General features: G+C 71.2%; 5 protein-coding genes. 4 read left to right on the top strand and 1 reads right to left on the bottom strand.

Going from position 1 to position 18,192, the window contains the following annotated elements:
- Positions 1-80: 80 nt before the first annotated feature.
- A complete protein-coding gene (locus tag AAW51_RS31160; RefSeq protein WP_083438332.1) occupies positions 81-13,040 on the bottom strand; it encodes a hybrid non-ribosomal peptide synthetase/type I polyketide synthase in 12,960 nt (4,319 codons plus the stop codon).
- A gap of 609 nt (positions 13,041-13,649) precedes the next feature.
- Between AAW51_RS31160 and AAW51_RS15870 the strand changes: the two genes are divergently transcribed.
- From AAW51_RS15870 to AAW51_RS15855, 4 genes are all read left to right on the top strand, one after another.
- Positions 13,650-14,687, top strand: coding sequence for an NAD-dependent epimerase/dehydratase family protein (locus AAW51_RS15870; protein ID WP_047195382.1), 1,038 nt, complete (start codon positions 13,650-13,652; stop codon positions 14,685-14,687).
- A gap of 226 nt (positions 14,688-14,913) precedes the next feature.
- Entirely contained in the window at positions 14,914-16,119 is a 1,206-nt protein-coding gene (locus AAW51_RS15865; RefSeq protein ID WP_047197894.1) for a CaiB/BaiF CoA transferase family protein, read from the top strand.
- 88 nt (positions 16,120-16,207) lie between these two features.
- On the top strand, positions 16,208-17,041 hold the full coding sequence (locus AAW51_RS15860; protein WP_047195381.1) for an N-formylglutamate amidohydrolase: 834 nt from the start codon (positions 16,208-16,210) through the stop codon (positions 17,039-17,041).
- Between the two features lie 13 nt (positions 17,042-17,054).
- Positions 17,055-18,182: an NAD(P)/FAD-dependent oxidoreductase gene (locus AAW51_RS15855; protein ID WP_047195380.1), complete on the top strand. Its 1,128-nt coding sequence runs from the start codon at positions 17,055-17,057 to the stop codon at positions 18,180-18,182.
- The last annotated feature ends 10 nt before the right edge of the window (positions 18,183-18,192 follow it).

Genomic DNA, 18,192 nt, shown 5'->3' with positions numbered 1-18,192 from the left:
CACCTCCGTGCTGCGCACTGCGATGCAAGCCGGTCGCCGCACCGGTGTCGGTGCGACGGATGTCGATCGACGTGCGGGCTTCATGAGGAACGGTCTGCCGCGTCCGGCTCGGCCGCCTTGGGTGCCGTGCGGCGCGGCAACCAGCCGGTCAACCGACCCAGCACACCTTTCGCCGGGCGGGGGCTGGTGGTGGCCGGCGCGGCCTTGCCCTCCGGCGCGGCGACGACGGCCGCCGCCGGCTCGGTACCACCCTCGTAGGCGGTGGCGAGTTGAGCCAGGGTCTCGAAGACATAACGCCGCGCATTGACAGGACGCCGGAAGCGCTGCTCCAGCCGGGCCACGGCCTGCATCGCCAGCAGCGACGTGCCGCCGAGGTCGAAGAAGTTGTCCTTCGGCTCGATGCGCGACACACGCAGCAACTCGGACCAAACCTCCGCCACCGCGCGCTGGGCGTCGGTCAGCGTGTCGCCGCCGGACGCCGAGGCGCCGTTCGCACCGGCCGCTTTGGCAGCCGCCGGTGCCGCGGCGAGTTGGATCTCGACGGCGGCACCCAGACGCTGCGGCAGGCCTTGCTTGAGCGTGGTGGTCAGGGCGGCGACGTCGAGCGTCGAACCGCTTGCCGGCGTGGCCTGCACCCGCAAGCGCCGGTCGCCCGGCCGCGGCTCGACCAGCGACACCTCGACGCTGCCGACCCCGGGCAGCCCGCCGAGCGCCTGGGCGAGGCCGGTGCGCTGCACCGCCCAGCCGTCGATCTGCAAACACTCGTCGTCGGCGACCACCTGCAGCCGTCCGTCTGAACGCCAACGCGCCTGGCGCTGCCCGGCCGCGCCGGAGGCAGCGGTTTTCAGTCGCCCACCGCGGCCAGGAGGCACCGGCTGGCCGTCGGCGTCGACGATCTGCAGGCCCGACAGCAGCAGCGCCCCGGCGTGGCCCGGGTCGTCGGCCTCCAGCACGCCGGCGCTGACCGGCACACCGGTGTCGTCGGCCCGCAGGAAGGCCCAGGGGGTGCACCCCGCCTGGCGCAGTTCGGCGACCAGCCGCGGCGAGGCTTCGGCCGCGTCGAGCAAGGCCACGGTGGGCAGCGGTGTGCCCGGTCGCGCGTCCAGCCAGCGGCACCAGGTGGGGCCACCGGCCATCAGCAGTGTGGGCGTGCGGGCCAGCAGCGACGGCGGCACCGCCTGCGGATTGTCGGCGGTGATCAGGCAATCGCCGCCGCACGCCAGCGCCAGACACAGGTCGAACAACTGGTGCGAGCGCGGGGCGCCTTCGAGCGCCAGCACCGTGGTGCCGGCCGACAGCGTCAGCACCGCGCCGAGTTGCTGCGCTGCGCCCACGTATTGCTCGACCGACACCGCGCGACGCGGCGTCTCGGCCGCGCCGGTGTAGTCCTGGCGCGGCAGCTTGGGCAGCGTGGCCGCGGGCACATGGCCCGGCAGGGTCTTCGCGTCGAGCCAGGCCAGCGGCGCGGGGACATGGATGCGGAAGCTCTCGTCGCTGATCACGCAGTCCACCTCGCCGGCGGCCAGCGTCGCGCGCAGGGTCGGCGCCGTGCCGTGGGGGTCGACGACCAGGCAGCGGGCGCCGCTGCTCAGGGCGGCGAGTGCGGCGACGGCCGAGGCCACCGGGTCGGCGATGCAGATGCCGATGGCGCGCGGGGCCGCATCACCTTGCGGCAGCCGTTCCACCGTGGCGCTGACGAGCTGCTGCAGCTCGGCGTAGCGCAACGAGCGCTCGGCGCTGCGCAAGGCCGGCGCGTCGGGCTGTGCCGACAGCCAGCTTTGCAGTGTGGTCACCGCGGCAACGGTGTCGACCGCGGGGCTGGGCGAGCCGGCCGGTTCGGTCGGGGTGTCGGCCGAGACGTCGGCCAGCAGCTCGGCGACCGGGCGGCCGGGCTGCTCGACGAAACGCTCGAGCAGGGCCAGGAAGCGGTCGCGCAGCCATTCGGCCGTGCTTTGCAGGAACAGCTCGGCGTTGTATTGCACGCCGCCTTCGATGCCGCCGGGCACTTCGACCAGCCACAGGTTGATGTCTTCGGTGGCACCCTTTTGCATCACCTTGATGCGCTCGTGTGCCAACGGGCCCCAATGGTCTTGCCGCTGGCGCGCGTCCTGGAACGAGAACATCACCTGGTACAGGCGGCCGCGAGCGCCTTGCTGGCGCGATTCGAGTTGCTGCGCGAGCAGCTCGAAGGGCACGTCCTGGTGGGCGAAGGCCTCGACCACGGTGTGGCGGGTGGCCTTGATCCAGTCGAGCGCCGACAGCCCGGTCTGCACCGTCGGCCGCAGCGGCAGCATGTTGTTGAAGAAGCCCATCACGCTTTCCAGCTCGGGCAGCGGACGGCCCCGCACGGGCATGCCGATGGCGGGGTGGGGGTCGCCCAGCCATTGCGACATCATCGCGGCATAGACCGACAACGCGACGATGCTGAGCGTCGAGCCGGTCTGCTTGGCGAGTTCGCGCACGCGCTCGGCCTGTGCGGTGTTCAGCTGCAGCCAGGCGGTCTCACCGCGGTTGGTGTGGGCCAGCTGGCGCGGCTTGTCGGCGGGCGGCTCGTGCGACGGCGGCAGGCGGTCGAACTGCTGCTTCCAGTAGTTCAGCTGTTGCTGCATCTCGTCGCTGCGCAACCACTGCCCGTGCCACTCGGCGAAGTCGCCGTAGCTGAACGGCGGCTCCGGCAGCGTCGGCGTTTGGCCGTTGCGGTAAGCGTCGTACAGCGCCGACATTTCGGTGTAGAGGATGTCGAACGACCAGCCGTCCCAGACGATGTGGTGCGGCATGAAGAACAGCACGTGGTGGTCGTCCGCCAGCCGGAACAGCCGGGCGGTGAACAAGGGCGCCTGGTCGAGCGCGAAGGTGTGGGCCGTCAGTGCTTCGAGACGGTCGAGCAACTGGCATTCGCGCTCGCCCGCTGGCAGTGTGGTGAGGTCTTCCAGCGGCAGCAGGCTGACGGCCACGTCGTCGTGCACCTGCTGCACATGACCTTCGGGCGTGCGCACGATGGCCGTGCGCAAGGCGCTGTGTCGCCGGACCATTTCGCCGAAGGCGCGGTCGAAGGCCTGCAGGTCCATCGGCCCGCGCAAGCGGTGGCACGACGGCGCGTTGTACATCACCTGGCCGGGGCGCATTTCCTCGATGAAGCGAATGCGCTCCTGCATCAGCGTCAGCGGCGCACGGCTCTGGTCGGCGCGCTTCACCAGCGGGGCCCGCTGGGGTGCGGCCTGCTGGCTGCCGCGTTGCTGCTCGATGGCCTGCGACAGCTTCTCGACGCTGGGCGATTCGAACAGCACCCGCAGGTTCAGCTGCAAGCCGAGTTCGCGGTTGAGCTGACCCACCAGGCGCGCCGCCAGCAGCGAGTGGCCGCCGAGCGAGAAGAAGTCGTCGTGCAGGCCCACGGCGGGCAGCTTCAGCACGGCCTGCATCGCGGCGGCAATGGTGCGCTCCAGATCGTTGCGCGGGGGCTCGACGGACCGCGAGGTGTCGGGCGCCGGCACGCTGGGCGCCGGCAGCGACTTGCGGTCGATCTTGCCGTTGGGCAGCAGCGGGAAGGTGTCGAGCGGCACCACATACTGCGGCAGCATGTAGTCGGGCAGGCCTGCGCGCAGCGCTTCGCGCAGCGCGGCTGGCTCGGGCGTGGCGCCGGCCTGGGGCACGAAGTAGGCCACCAGGCGCACGTCGCCCGGGCTGTCCTCGCGCGCCACGACGACACTGCGGGCCACGCCGGGCAGGGCGGCCAAACGGGCTTCGATCTCGCCCAGCTCGATGCGGTAGCCGCGGATCTTGACCTGGAAGTCGAGGCGGCCCAGGTGTTCGATCGTGCCGTCCTCACGCCAGCGGCCCAGGTCGCCGGTGCGGTAGAGGCGGGCGTCGGGGTCGTGTGGGTTGAACGGGTCGGCGACGAACCGCTCGGCGCTCAACTCGGGGCGCTTGAAATAGCCACTCGCGACGCCGGCGCCACCGATGCAGATCTCGCCTTCGGCACCGACGGCGCAAGGCGCCATGTGCTCGTCGAGGATCCAGACCTGGGTGTTGTCGATCGGCCGGCCGACGGTGATGCGCTGCTGCGGGTCGGTGATGCGCGACAAGGTCGACCACACGGTGGTTTCGGTCGGCCCATACAGATTCCACAGCGCCACCTTCTGCGCCAGCAGGCGCGCGGCCAGCGACGGCGGCAGCGGTTCGCCGCCACACAAGGTGCGGAAGCCGGTGGGCGGTGTCCAGCCGGCGTCCAGCAGCATGTGCCAGGTGGTGGGGGTGGCCTGCATCACGGTGATGCCGTGCTCGGCGATCAAGCGGGCCAGCACCTCGCCGTCCATCGCGTCGTCGCGCTGCGCGATGACGACGCGGGCGCCGACGGTGAGCGGCAGCAGCAGTTCCAGCACCGCGATGTCGAACGACAGCGTGGTCACGGCCAGCAGTCGGTCTCGCGCCGCCAGCCCCGGCTCGCGCTGCATGCTGGCGAGGAAGTTGCACACGGCGCGCTGCGGCAGCACCACGCCCTTCGGTTTGCCGGTCGAGCCGGAGGTGTAGATGACGTAGGCGGTGGCGTCGGCCGGCAGGTCGGTCGGCAGCGGCAGCTGATGGTCGGGCTCCGCGTCGATGCGGGCGACGTCTTCGTCGATGCGCAGCTGCTGCTCGCGCGGCACGCCGGCCAGTTCGGCGTGGGCCGACTCGGTGATCACCAGCGCCAGCCCGGCGTCCTCGGCCATGTAGTGCAGCCGCTCGCGCGGGAAACCGGGGTCGAGCGGCACATAGGCGGCACCCGCCTTGAGCACGCCCAGCAGGGCCGGCAGCAGCTCGGGCCCGCGGCTCAAGCACAGGCCGACACGGTCGCCGGGGCCGATGCCTTCACCCTGCAGCAGGTGGGCATAGCGGTTGGCGCGGCGGTCGAGTTCGCGGTAGCTGAGCTGGCGGCCGCGGGCGACCACGGCGATCTCGTCCGGCGTGCGAGCGGCCTGCTCGGCGATCCATTGCTCGACACGAGGACGCTCGGCAAGCGGGGCCTCGGTGGCGTTCCAGGCCAGCAGACGGGGATCGATCTGGCGTGCGCCGGGGGCCGGGGCAGGGGCGGTCGGCGTGCTGGCGGTGGCCGTGGGGGCCGCGGGGACCGCGGCGACAACGACAGGCTGGGGCGCCTGCACGCTCGCCTTGGGCTGCGGTGCAGCGGCCACCGGCGCTGCGGCCTCGGCCTGCAGCGGCAGGTCGGGGTCGGCCACGACACGTTCGCAGGCGTCCAGCAGTGCGGCCACCAGGGCCGACGCGCGTTGCGGGCTGAAGAACTCGGTGCTGTAGTGCAGGTCGAGCGACAGCGCGTCGTCGAGTTCGTAGAAGTTGAAGAACAGCTCGCCCAGCGTGCCGCGCTTGCGGCCTTCGTGCAGGGCCGCGCGCAGTGGCGCGAAGGCCGACAGATCGACCTTGGGGTTGAGGTTGAAGTACACGCCGGTGAGGGCCGGCCGGTCGCCGGCGCTGCGCAGGCCGAGTGCGCGGGCGACGGTGCCCTGGGTCATCAGCGGTTGCTCGAGCGCGTCGAGCAACTGTTCGCGCACCCGCTTGACCAGGCGCGACGGCGTGTCGCCGGCCTGCACGCCCAGGCGCAAGGGCAGGTCGAGCACGCCGTCGGCCATCAGCGGGCCGCGGCGTTCCTGGCTCTGGCTGGCGTAGGGGATGCTGACGAGGAACTCGTCCTGCCCGCTCTGGCGCTGCAGCATCAGCGTGACGGCGCCGAGCAGCAGTTGGAACAGCGTCGTGCCGTTGCGGCGTGCCTGCTGGCGCAAGCGTGTGTACAGCTCGCCCTCGATACGCCAGCGCTCGGTGTCGGCGGCATAACGGCGCGGGCTCGGCGCTGTGCGGTCGCCCAGCTCCAGCCGTGCCGGCGGGTGGCGCAGCACCTCTTGCCAATAGCGCAAACAGGCCTGGCCGGCCGGGCCCTCCATGCGCTCCAGTTCCTGGCGTGCGAACAGCAGCGGTGATTCGGCCGGTGGCAGCACCGGGGCGATGCCGTGGCTGCGGGCACGGTAGGCCGTTGCGAGTTCGGCATTGAAGACACTGGAGGCCCAGCCGTCGAACACGAGGTGGCTGGCCACCAAGTGCACCACCACCCGGCCGTCCGACAGGAACAGCAGGCTGCAGGCGGCTAGCGGCGCGGTGCCGAGCGGGAAATCGCGGCCGCTCGCCTCGGTGCAGAACGCGTCGAGCGCGGCGTCGGCATCGGCCTCGCTGCGCAGGTCGACCTCCTGCACCGGCACCGCTGCGGCCGGGGCCAGCGTCTGGCGCGGCTGGTCGATGTCGAAGCGGATGCGGAAGGCCTGGTGGCGGGTCAGCACGTCCTGCAGCGCCGCCTTCAGTGCCGGCAGGTCGACGGGGCCGGCCAAGCTGACGCAGAACGACTCGTTGAGGGCCCGCCGTGCGTTGGTGTCGAAACCGGCGGCCAACCAGCGTTCGGTCTGCCCGGGCGAGAGCGGCCCGTCATTCGGCGCACCCGTGGCCGGCTGCCCACCGCCCCCGGACGGCGGCGACGGCGGCGTGCCTTCGCGTGGCAGGATGAAACCGAGCGCCATCAGTTCGTCGAGTGCTTCGGTGAAGACCTCGAAGATGCGGTCGGTCTCGGCCTCGCCCATCGCTTCGGTGACGAAGTGGCCGAACTGTTCGTACAGATGCAGCCCGCGGTGGCGCGCCAGGTAGTAGAACAGGCTGACGTGCTTCTGGTTGTCGTCCCACTGCAAACGCCAGATCGACGCGCAATGGACGGCCTTGACCGGCGCCCCGCGCACCGCGAAGGCCGTGTTGAGACGCTCGACCAGGTGCTGGGTGCGTTCGTTGAGCTGGCGGTAGAAGCCGCTGCCGCCGCGCTTGAGGTGCAGCAGCGCGGCGCGCGCGGCGGCCAGCGCGAGCGGATGGCGCACGAAGGTGCCGGCGAAATAGGTGACGCCCGCTTCGGGGTAGGACGTGTCGCCGTATTGCCAATCGCCGCCGTCGAGCGCGTCGAGCCAGCGGCTGCTGCCGGCGATGGCGGCGAACGGCAGGCCGCCGCCGATCACCTTGCCGTAGGTGGCGAGGTCGGCGCGCACGCCGTAGAACTCCTGCGCGCCGCCGGGCGCGACGCGGAAGCCGGTGACGACCTCGTCGAAGATCAGCGCGCAGCCCTTGGCATCGCAGATCTCGCGCAGCGACTGCACGAAGCCGCGCGGCTGCAGCGTGGGCAGCTTGTTCTGGATCGGCTCGATCATGATCGCGGCCAGCTCGTGGCCACGCTCGCGCAGCACCCGCAGCGACTCGTCGCTGGCGTAGTCGAGCACCAGCACGTTCTCGACCGCGCTGGCCAGGATGCCGGGCGCGGCCGACAGCGAACGCAGCTGCTTGGTGCCACGCACGATGACTTCGTCGAAGATGCCGTGGTAGGAGTTGGTGAAGATCGCGATGGTCTTGCGGCCGGTCACCGTACGCGCGATGCGCATCGCGCCCATCACCGCTTCCGAGCCGGTGTTGCAGAAGGCCACGCGCTCCATGCCGGTGAAGTCGGAGATCAGCTGCGCGACCTCGCCGGCCAGCGGATGTTGCGGTCCCACCTCGATGCCTTGCTGCAGCTGCTCGGCCATGGCCTGCACCACGGCCTCGGGTTGGTAGCCCAGCAGGTTGGCGCCGAAGCACGACAGCAGGTCGATGTATTCATTGCCGTCCAGGTCCCACAGCCGCGCGCCTTTGGAGCGGTTGACCACCAGCGGATAGACCAGGTCTTTCCAGAGCGGGTTGAAGCCGGTCACGACGCGCGGGTCAGCCATCAGCTTGCGATGCTGCTGGCTGTAGGCCTTCGACTGGCCGGTGCGGGCGTTGTAGCGGGTGGTGAACTCGTCGAGCCAGTGGCGCTGGGCGGGCGTGAAGTCGAGCTGCGGTTGCAGCGTGATGCGGGCCGAGGCGCCGAAGGGCTGTTCGACCAGCGCCTTGATCGAGGGCTGGGCCGGCTCCGCGCTGGCGGGTGCGGCCGCCGGCTGGGCAGCGGCCGCGGCGGGGACGGGCATGGCCAGCTGAGGCGCCGCGAGGGCCTGGCCGGACAGCACCGACAGCTGTTGCGCCATCAACTGCATCTGCTGTTGGATCACCCACTGCAGGCCGGACATGCCGGCTGCATCGGTATTCACCGGCAAGGCTGCCGGCCCTGGCCCGCCGACGCCGGGCAGTGCCGTCGTCGCGGCGGGAGCCGGCGCGGCGGCCGGCGCCTCGGGCGCGAACTGGCCCGCCGGCAGTTGCGCGTCGAGGAATTCGACCAGCTTGTCGAGCGTGTCGAGGTCTTCGAGCAGGCGCCGAAAGCGCAGCTTGAGGCCGAACACGCGCTCCAGCTCCAGCGTGGCCTGCGTCAGGGACAGCGAGTCGAGGCCCTGGTCGACGAAACTCGAGGCCGCGTTCAGCTCGTCGGCGCTCAGGCCGGAGACGTCGCTGAGGATGCGCGTGAGTTCCTGGGCAAGGCGGGGAAGTCGGCTCATGGTGGGGGCGATCGCAGCGGAAGAGGGGACGGTCACGGGCGCGGCCGGAGCCGCGACGGCGGGTGCGCCTGCAGCGCTGACCGGGGCACGGCGGGCGAACCAATGGCGCTCGCCGGCGAAGGGATAGGTCGGCAAGGCCAGCCGGCGGGCGTGTGCGGCCACCGGCCACGCCACCTCGACGCCGGCGCACCACAGGGCGCCGACGCCGGACAGGGCGGCCACCGCCGGGTCGCCGGGCGCGCGGGCGGGGCCGAGCAGCGGCACGATGTGCGGCACCTGGCCGGCCGGGGTGCGGTGCTGACGCAGCAGGGCGGTCAGGGCCTGGCTCGGGCCGACTTCGACAAACACGAGGTTGTCGCCGGCCGCGGCTTCGGCCGCCACGGCGCGGCTGAACTGCACCGGGGCGCGGACCTGGCTGGCCCAATACTCGGGGTCAGTGGCCTGCTCGGCGCGCAGCGGCTCGCCGGTGACACACGAATAAAGCCGCAGCGTCGGCGCGCTCGGTGCAAGGCCGCGCAAGGCGTCGGCCACGCGCGGCAAAGCGCCGGCCATCGCGGCACTGTGGAAGGCGTGCGAGACATGCAGCCGCGTGACGCCGATGGCGTCGGCTTCGAGCTGGCTCGCATAAGCGTCGATGGCGTCGAAAGCGCCGGCCACCACGGTCAGCTCGGGCGCGTTATAGCCAGCGATCTCAACCCCGGGCGGCAGCGATGCGGACACCTTGTCGGCGCCGGCCCGCACGGCCAGCATGGCCCCCGGCGGCTGCGCGGCCATCGCCTTGCCGCGGGCCACCACGGCGGCCATGGCCTGTTCGGGCGTAAAGACGCCGGCGATGCAGGCGGCCGCGTATTCGCCGACGCTGTGGCCGATCATCGCGTCGGGCTGCAGCCCGAGGCTGTCGAGCCAGCTGGCGAGCGCATACGAGACACAGAACAGCGCGGGCTGCGCATGTTGCGTGCGTGCCAGCGACTCGCTCGCCTTCGCATCCGCCGGGTCAGCGTCGAGCAGCCAGGCCCGCAGGTTGGCGGCCAGCGTCGGTGTCGCGGCGGCCAGGCAGCGGTCGAGCGCGACGCGGAAAGCGGGCGCTTCGTCATAGAGACGGCGCGCCATGCCCGGGTGTTGCGACCCCTGGCCGGGGAACAGATACACCAGGCGCGGGCGGCCGCTGGCCTGGCGGCTGCCGTTGAGCGCCCGCAAGGCGCTGACCGCGCTGCTCACATCGGCTGCGACCACGGCGACGCGGTGCGGCATCGGCTGGCGGCCGCGCATCAGCGTCGCGGCCACATCTTCGAGCCGCAGCCCGGGCTGCTGCTGCTGTAGATGGTCGGCGAGGTCGCGGGCGCGTTGCAGCACTGCCTGCGGGCTGCGGGCCGACAGTGGCAGCAGGTGCAAACGGCCGGCGTCGGCCGGATCTTCCGTGGCGGCGGGCAGCGGCCGCAGCGGTGCTTCTTCGATCACCAGATGGGCATTGGTGCCACCGACGCCATAGGAGCTGACGGCGGCACGACGAGGCTCGGCGCCGCGCGGCCAGGCGGTCGTCTCGGCAACCACGCGAAACGGGCTGTTGGCGAAGTCGATTTCCGGGTTGGGGCGCTGGAAGTGCAGCGTGGCCGGGATGGTTTCGTGGTGCAGGGCCAGCGCGGCCTTGATCAGGCCCAACACGCCCGACGCGGCGACGGTGTGGCCGAGGTTGCTCTTCAGCGAGCCGATGCCGCAGTACTGGGTGTCGGCCGTGTCGCTGCGCCAGGCGCGCGTCAGCGCCGCAATCTCGATCGGATCGCCCAGCGGCGTGCCGGTGCCGTGCGCCTCGACATAGCCGATCGAGCGGGCGTTGAGCCCCGCATGGTCGAGCGCCATGCGCACCGCACCGGCCTGGCCGTTCACGCTGGGGGCGGTGAAGCTGGCCTTGTCGCCGCCGTCGTTGTTGAGACCGACGCCGCGGATCACGGCATACACCGTGTCGCCCTCGGCCAGCGCGTCTTCCAGGCGCTTGAGCACCACCACGCCGCCGGCGCTGGCGAACACCGTGCCGCTTGCGTCGGCATCGAAGGGACGGCAACGGCCGTCGGCCGATTCCATGCCGCCTTCGACATGCAGATAGCCACCGGCCTGCGGCACGATGACGGTGGCGCCGCCAGCGAGTGCCACGTCGGCCAGCCCGGCTGACAGTGCGTGCCACGCCTGGGCCACCGCGACCAGGCCCGTCGAGCAGGCGGTGTGCACGCTGACGGCCGGGCCGTTGAGGTTGAGCCGGTTGGCCACGCGGGTGGCTACATAGTCTTTCTCGCTCGCCAGCATGGTGGCGAACTCGCCGAACTGCTGCACCAGTTCGGGCTGCTCGGCGCGCAGCGCGCCGATGTAGCTATTGTTGGCCACGCCGGCGTACACGCCCACGCGCAGATCGCCGCGGGCGGGGTCGATGGCGGCATGTTCCAGCGCGCTCCAGCACAGCTCGAGAAACAATCGCTGCTGCGGGTCGAGCACCGTGGCTTCGCGGGCCGAGATGCCGAAGAAGGCGGCGTCGAAGCGGTCGGCGTCGGCCAACACGCCGCGGGCGGCGACGAAGTTGGGGCGGCTGCGCAATTCGGCCGGCACCGAGGCGTCGAGCTCGTGGTCGGCGAAACGCCGGATGCCCTCGCGCTGCTCCATCAGGTGTTGCCAGAACCCGTCGACGTCGGGTGCGTCGGCGGCGCGCACCGCCATGCCGACGATGGCGATGCCGTCGCTGTCCGATGCGGGGCGCCGCGCCCGCTTTGGCTTCGATGCATCAGCGCCGCGCACCACCGCACACAGGCCGGCCAGCGTGGGACGGTCGTAGACGTCGGCGACCGACACGTTGCGCACGCCCGCCTCGCGCAGCCGGGTGACAAAGCGCAGCACCAGCAGCGACTTCGCCCCCAGCTCGAACAGGTTGGCGTGTTCGTCGATGTGCGGCAGGCCCAGCAGTTCTTGCCACAGGGCCTGCATCAGTGCCGGGACGTCGTCGGTGCCGGCCTGCAGGCGGGCGTCGGGCGTCGGCAGCGGCAGGTTGCGCCGGTCGATCTTGCCGCTCGGCGTGGTCGGCAGTCGCTCGAGGCACACATAGCGCACCGGCAGCATGTACTCGGGCAGGCTGCCGCGCAGGTGCTCGCGCAAGACGCCGGCGAAGGCGGTGGCGTCCGACGCTGCGCCAGCTTCACGCGGCACCACGTGGGCGACCAGCTGGCGGCCGATGCCCGGCAACTCGGGCGCGGTCACCACGGCGTCGCGCACCGCCGGGTGGGTCATCAGGGCCAGCTCGATCTCGCCCGGCTCGATGCGGAAGCCGTCCACCTTGAGTTGCTGGTCGGCGCGGCCGAGGTAGGTCCAGACGCCATGCGGCCCACGCTCGACCAGGTCGCCGCTGACGTACCAGCGGCCGGGCAGGCCGGGCAGATCGTCGCGAAAGCGCTCGGCGCTGAGGTCGGCTTGGCCGAGGTAGCCGTGGGCGAGGGTTTCGCCGCCGAGCAGCAGCTCGCCACGGCCGGCCTTGGTCGGCCGCTGGCTGTTGGCATTGCGCAGGGCCAGCCGGACATGGGGCAGGGCGCGCCCGATCGGCGGGATCTGGGGCCACGATTCGGCCGGGCCTTCGAGCTCATGCGCGGTCACGACGTGGCTCTCGGTCGGCCCGTAGTGGTTGTGCAGCACGGCGGCCGGCAGCTGCGCGAACAAGGCGCGGATGGCCGGGGTGACCTGCAGCTGTTCGCCGGCGCTGATCACGTCGAGCAGATCGGGCGGCACCTGTTCGCGCGAGGCTTCGGCCAGCATCTGCAACGCGACATAGGGCAGAAACATGCGTTGCACCCGTGCCGTGATGAGCGCGCGGTGCAACTGCTGCGGGTCGCGGCGCTGGGCATCGGGCAGCAGCACCAGCGTGCCGCCGCAGGCCAGCGTGGAGAAGATCTCCTGGAAGTGCACGTCGAAGGACAGCGGCGCGAACTGCAGCGTGCGCGCGGGCTGCCCGAGGCGGGGATGGGCCGCATGCCACGCGATCAGGTGCTGCAGCGGCAGCGCGCCCATGGCCACGCCCTTGGGCTTGCCGGTGGAGCCTGACGTGAACAACACGTAGCAGAGGTCGGGCTCGGCCGCATGCGGCAGCGGTGCCGGGGCGGCCGGCTGGTCGAGGCCGGGCAGGGCGCCGACGCGCGCTTGCAGTTCGGCCAGCGCGCCGGGCTCGCCGAGCACCACGCGTGGCTGCGCATCGGCCAGCATCGACTGCAGCCGGTCGTCCGGATAGGCGAGATCGAGTGGCACATAGGCCACGCCCGCGTCGACCGTGGCCAGGATGGCGACGATGGTCTCGGGCGCGCGCGTGGCGGCGATGGCCACACGTTCGCCCGGCCCGATGCCGGCTTGTTTCAGCCGCGACGAGAGCGATGTGACGGAGGCGAGCAGTTCCGCATAGCTCAGCACGCCCTGCGGCGACTCGAGTGCCGGCTGCTCGGGCGCGCGGCGGGCGGCCGCGTGCAGCCATTCGGCCAAGGCCGGTGGTGTCCCTGCTGCGGCGCCCCGCTTCGAGCGCGCATCCCCTACTCCGTCATCTTGCATTTCTTGTGTTTCTCCATGGCAGAGGCCGCGGCCAGGACCGCGGCCTCACCGCATTCAGCTGTGTGTCTCACCGGGGGGTACACCGGCAACCTTGTGGATGGCCGTGGCCGGCGTGGCGCCGGGTGTCGCCAAGTGTTAACCAATTATCAGTGCGGCACCCCGTAGCCGGGGCCCCCTGAATAGGTGAGTGCCCAGGTAAGAGGCGTGTGTGGGGCTGCCCTTCGTGGTGCGCCACGGGCGCGCAGCGCGGGGCGTCGCCCGGGTGGCCCTCCGGTCCTCGGAACTGACGCAGGCCTTGCGGTAGCACCCCTCAAATGAGTGAGTGCTGCCCCTGTGCACATTGTCGATACTTCCTCACCGATACCGTTGCCACGGCACCGAGGCGTGGCTGTTGCTGCGCTACGCCGGTCTCGGCCGCAGCGATCGGTCGCCTCCGGCGGGCTGGGTCGCGGCTCGCTCCGACGTTTCACTTTCTATCGTTTTGAATCACTTCGCCTGCTCATCGTCGCGCTGCCCTGCCGAGATCGTCTCGCTGGCGCCCTCTTTGCCACCGCAGCTTTGCGGTGGTGTGCCGTGCGCTGCGCAGCGGCGCGCGGCGAGGGGTGGGTGATGCAATCGCTGCTGCAAGCGTCGATGGCCGACCGGCGCGAGCACTGGCTCGTGACGGGCAGTGCGGGCTTCATCGGGTCGCACGTGCTCGAGGCCCTGCTGAAAGCCGGCCAGCGGGTCACAAGCGTTGACAACTTCGTCACCGGTTCACGCGCCAACCTCGAGAGCGTGCGCGAGGCCGTCGGCGAAAGCGCCTGGGCATTGCACCGTTTTGTCGAGGCCGATCTGTCCGACCCGGAGGTGTGCCACGCCTTGTGCCAGGGCGTGGACCTGGTGGTGCACCAGGCGTCGGTCGATTCGCCGATCGCCTCGATCCGCGACCCGCTCGCGGTGCACCGCGCCACCAGCACGGCCTTCGTCAACCTGCTGGTGGCCGCGTGCGCGGCGAACGTCAAGCGGATCGTGTATGCCGCCTCGAGCAGCGCCTATGGCGATGCGGCCGCCGTGCCGGCCACCGAGGACCATACCGGCCGGCTGCAGACGCCGGCGGCCGTCAGCCAGTTCGTCAACGAGCTGTATGCCGATGTGTTCAGCCGCTGCTACGGGCTCGAAACCGTCGGGTTGCGCTACTTCGAAGTGTTTGGCCCGCGCCAGGTCAGCCGTGACGACGCCGGCCCGGCCCGCCTGATCCCGCGCTGGACGCAGGACATGTGGCAGGGCAAGCGTTGCGTGATCCACGGCGACGGTGATGCCTCGCGCGATTTCTGTTACGTCGGCAACGTTGTGCAAGGCACGCTGGCGGCCGCCCTGGTCGACAACCCCGAAGCGGTGAACCAGGTCTACAACCTGGCCGGCGGCGAGCGGGCCACGCTCAACCAACTTCACGCACTGATCGCACAGGCGCTGGGTCGTGAGCACGCCGGGCTGCGCATCGCCACGCCGGTTTACCGGGAGGCCGACCCCGAAGAACTGCGCCACACGCTGGCCGACATCGGCAAGGCGCGCCGGCTGCTCGGCTATACACCGGCTTACAGCTTGAGCGAAGGCCTGGCGCTGTCGGTCAGCTGGTATGTCGAGCGGGTGCTCGAGCCGGCCTGAGCGACACCCTCGCGCCACGCACCGTGGCGGGTGACCGGCCATCCACCGGTCGACACCACCTTCGCCTGTTGCAATCCGCCGTCGCGTTTTCGCACCCCGGGCCTCAGCCACTGCAACTGCCACTACCGCCGGCTCACCGCTTCGCCAGCGTGCGGCATCATGTCGGCCCTGAGGGCGGATGGGCGGCATGGGGTCGCCTGCGCCTCGTCTGACGGAGGTGCAAGCCATGGTGACGACCCCGCCGAACGCTGCTCGGCCTCTGGACGGCATCACCGTGGTGTCGGTCGAGCAGGCCGTGGCGGCGCCGTTCTGCACCCGCCAACTGGCCGACCTCGGGGCCCGCGTCGTCAAGGTGGAACGACCCGGCGAAGGCGATTTCGCGCGGCACTTCGACCGCCGGGTGGCCGGGGCCTCGTCTCACTTCGTCTGGGTCAACCGCTCCAAGGAGAGCCTGGCGTTGGACTTGAAAGCGCCGGGGGCGGCCGAGGTGATGCACCGCCTCATCGCCAAGGCCGACGTCTTCGTCCAGAACCTCGCGCCCGGCGCCGCGGCCCGTCTCGGCTATGGGGCGGCGGAGTTGCAAACACGCCATCCTCGCCTGATCGTCTGCGACATCTCGGGCTACGGCAGCGACGGCCCCTACCGCGACCGCAAGGCCTATGACCTGTTGATCCAGAGCGAATCGGGTTTCGTCTCGGTGACCGGGAGCGAGGACGAGCCGGCCAAGGCGGGCGCTGCGATTGCCGACATCGCCGCCGGCATGTATGCCTATACCAGCATCCTGTCGGCGCTGTTGTTGCGCGAGCGCACCGGGCGCGGCTCGCACATCGACGTGTCGATGCTGGAGTCGTTGTGCGAGTGGATGGGCCACCCGCTCTATTACGCCTATCAAGGGGCGCCGCCGCCGCCCCGCAGCGGCGCGGCGCACGCCACCATCTACCCCTACGGCCCTTTCGTCGCCGGAGATGGCAACACCGTGATGGTCGGCCTGCAGAACGAGCGGGAGTGGCGCGTGTTTTGCGCGGCGGTGCTGCAGACGCCCGGGCTGGCCGACGATGAGCGTTTTGCCGACAACGAGCGACGCAGCGCGAACCGCCAGGCCTTGCGGGCCCTCATCCAAAGCTGTTTCGCGGCGCTCAGCAGCGCCGAAGTGCGCGACCGGCTCGAGGGGGCGCAGATCGCGTATGCCGATGTCAACGATCTGCACGACGTGTGGCGGCATCCGCAACTGGCCGCGCGCGACCGCTGGGCCGAGGTGGACACGCCCAACGGGCCGGTGCCCGCCCTGAAGCCGCCGGGGGTGAACGACAGCTTCGACTACCGCATCGCGGCGGTGCCCGCCGTCGGCCAGCATACCGAGGCGATCCTGCGCGAACTCGAGCTGCCACCTGGGGCGGCAGCCGCCTCGTCGAGCCCGCGCAACCCGGAATGACCCCGAGGCGCGGCCCGGCCGTCCGCCTGCCGCGCCCACCCCGCGGCCGGCTCATACACCGCGGGCCCAATGCACCACAATCGGGTGCATGCGATACATCACCTGTACGCCGGGCACCGCCGCGGTGGTGCTCGATTCGCCTCATAGCGGCACCTGGTACCCCGACGACTTCGGCCATGCCTGCGACCTTGCGCTGTTGCGGCATGCCGAGGACACACATGTCGAGAAGCTGTACGACTTCGCCGGCGCCTTGGGCGTCGGCTGGCTGGAAGCCCACTTCCCGCGCGCCTACCTGGACGCCAACCGCAATCTCACCGAACTGGACGTCGAGCTGTTGGACGGCCCCTGGCCCCACCCGGTGGAGGCGGGCCCCAAGGTCCGCCTGGGCAAGGGCCTGATCTGGCGGCTGACCGACGAGGGGGTGCCCATCTATGCACGCAAGCTCGGCGTGGCCGAAGTCGCAGGGCGCATCGAGCACTGCTGGCAGCCCTATCACGATGCGTTGGCGCAACTGCTCGACGCCACCCATGCCCGTCACGGCCGGGTGATCCACCTCAACTGCCATTCGATGCCATCGGTCAGCGCCTCGCACGCCACCGAGTTTCCGGGCCTGGTGCATGCCGATTTTGTGGTTGGCGACCGTGACGGCAGCACCGCGTCGCCGCGGCTGACGCGGTGGATCGCGCAGTTTCTCGAGGCGCGCGGCTACAGCGTGTCGATCAACCATCCCTATAAGGGTGTCGAACTGGTGCGCCGCTACGGGCGGCCCGAGGCCGGGCGGCATTCGATCCAACTGGAGGCGAACCGCAGGCTCTACATGGACGAGGCCAGCCTGGCGCTGCACGAAGGACACCGGCGCCTCAAGCGTGACCTGCACGACCTGGTCGAGCGGTTGACGACGCTCGACCCGGCCCGGTGTTGAGCGGGGAGGGCAGATGACCGAGCGTGTCGAGGCGGTGGTGGTGGGCGCAGGTGTGGTGGGGCTGGCGGTGGCGCGGGCCCTGGCCCAGCGGGGCCTGGAGACGGTGGTGCTGGAAAGCGAGACCAGCATCGGCAGCGGCACCAGCTCGCGCAACAGCGAGGTCATCCACGCCGGCCTGTACTACCCGGCCGGCTCTTGGAAGGCCCGCTTGTGCGTCGCGGGCAAGCAGCGCCTGTACCGCTATTGCGCCGAACGCGGCATCGAGCACCGCCGCTGCGGCAAGCTGGTGGTGGCGACCTCGGCCGCCCAACAGCCGGCGTTGACGGCGCTGCTGGCGCAGGCGGCGGCCAACGGTGTGCACGATCTGCAGCGGCTCGACGCCGCGGCGGCGCGGGCGCTGGAGCCGGCGCTGTCGTGTCTCGGCGCGGTCTTGTCACCGTCCACCGGCATCGTCGACAGCCATGGCCTGATGCTGGCGCTGCAGGGCGACCTGGAAGCGGCCGGCGGCGCGGTGGCGTTGGCGTCGCCGGTGCAGGCCGTGCGCGCCGAGACCGGCGGGTTCGTGTTGGAGGTGGGGGGCGAGGTGCCGACCACGCTGCACACGCGGGTGCTGGTGAATGCGGCGGGGTTGTGGGCGCCCGCGCTCGCGTCCCGCATCGCGGGCTTGCCGGCGACGCAGGTGCCGCGGGCCTATTTCGCCAAAGGCAATTACTACGCGCTGGCCGGGCGCGCACCCTTCTCGCGCCTGGTGTACCCGGTGCCCGAGGCGGCCGGCCTCGGCGTGCACCTGACGCTCGACCTCGCGGGGCAGGCGCGCTTCGGGCCCGACGTCGAATGGGTGGAGCCGGACTCGCAGGGCCGGCTCGACTACCGTGTCGACCCCGGCCGGGCCGACGGCTTCTACGCTGACATCCGCCGTTATTGGCCGGGCCTGCCCGACGGCGCGCTGCAGCCGGCCTACAGCGGCATCCGCCCGAAGATCCAGGCGCCCGGGGAGCCGGCGCGCGACTTTCTGCTGGCGGGGCCGGCGCAGCACGGCTTGCCGGGGCTGGTCAACCTGTTCGGCATCGAGTCGCCCGGTCTGACCGCGGCGCTGGCGCTCGGCGATGTGGCCGCCGACCTCGCGCAGGCCGGTCGCTGACACGCAGCGC

This window comes from Caldimonas brevitalea, assembly GCF_001017435.1.
Lineage (GTDB): Bacteria > Pseudomonadota > Gammaproteobacteria > Burkholderiales > Burkholderiaceae_C > Caldimonas > Caldimonas brevitalea.
The sequence above is the reverse complement of the archived record's forward strand: the minus strand, read 5'-3'. Positions and strand labels throughout refer to the sequence as shown.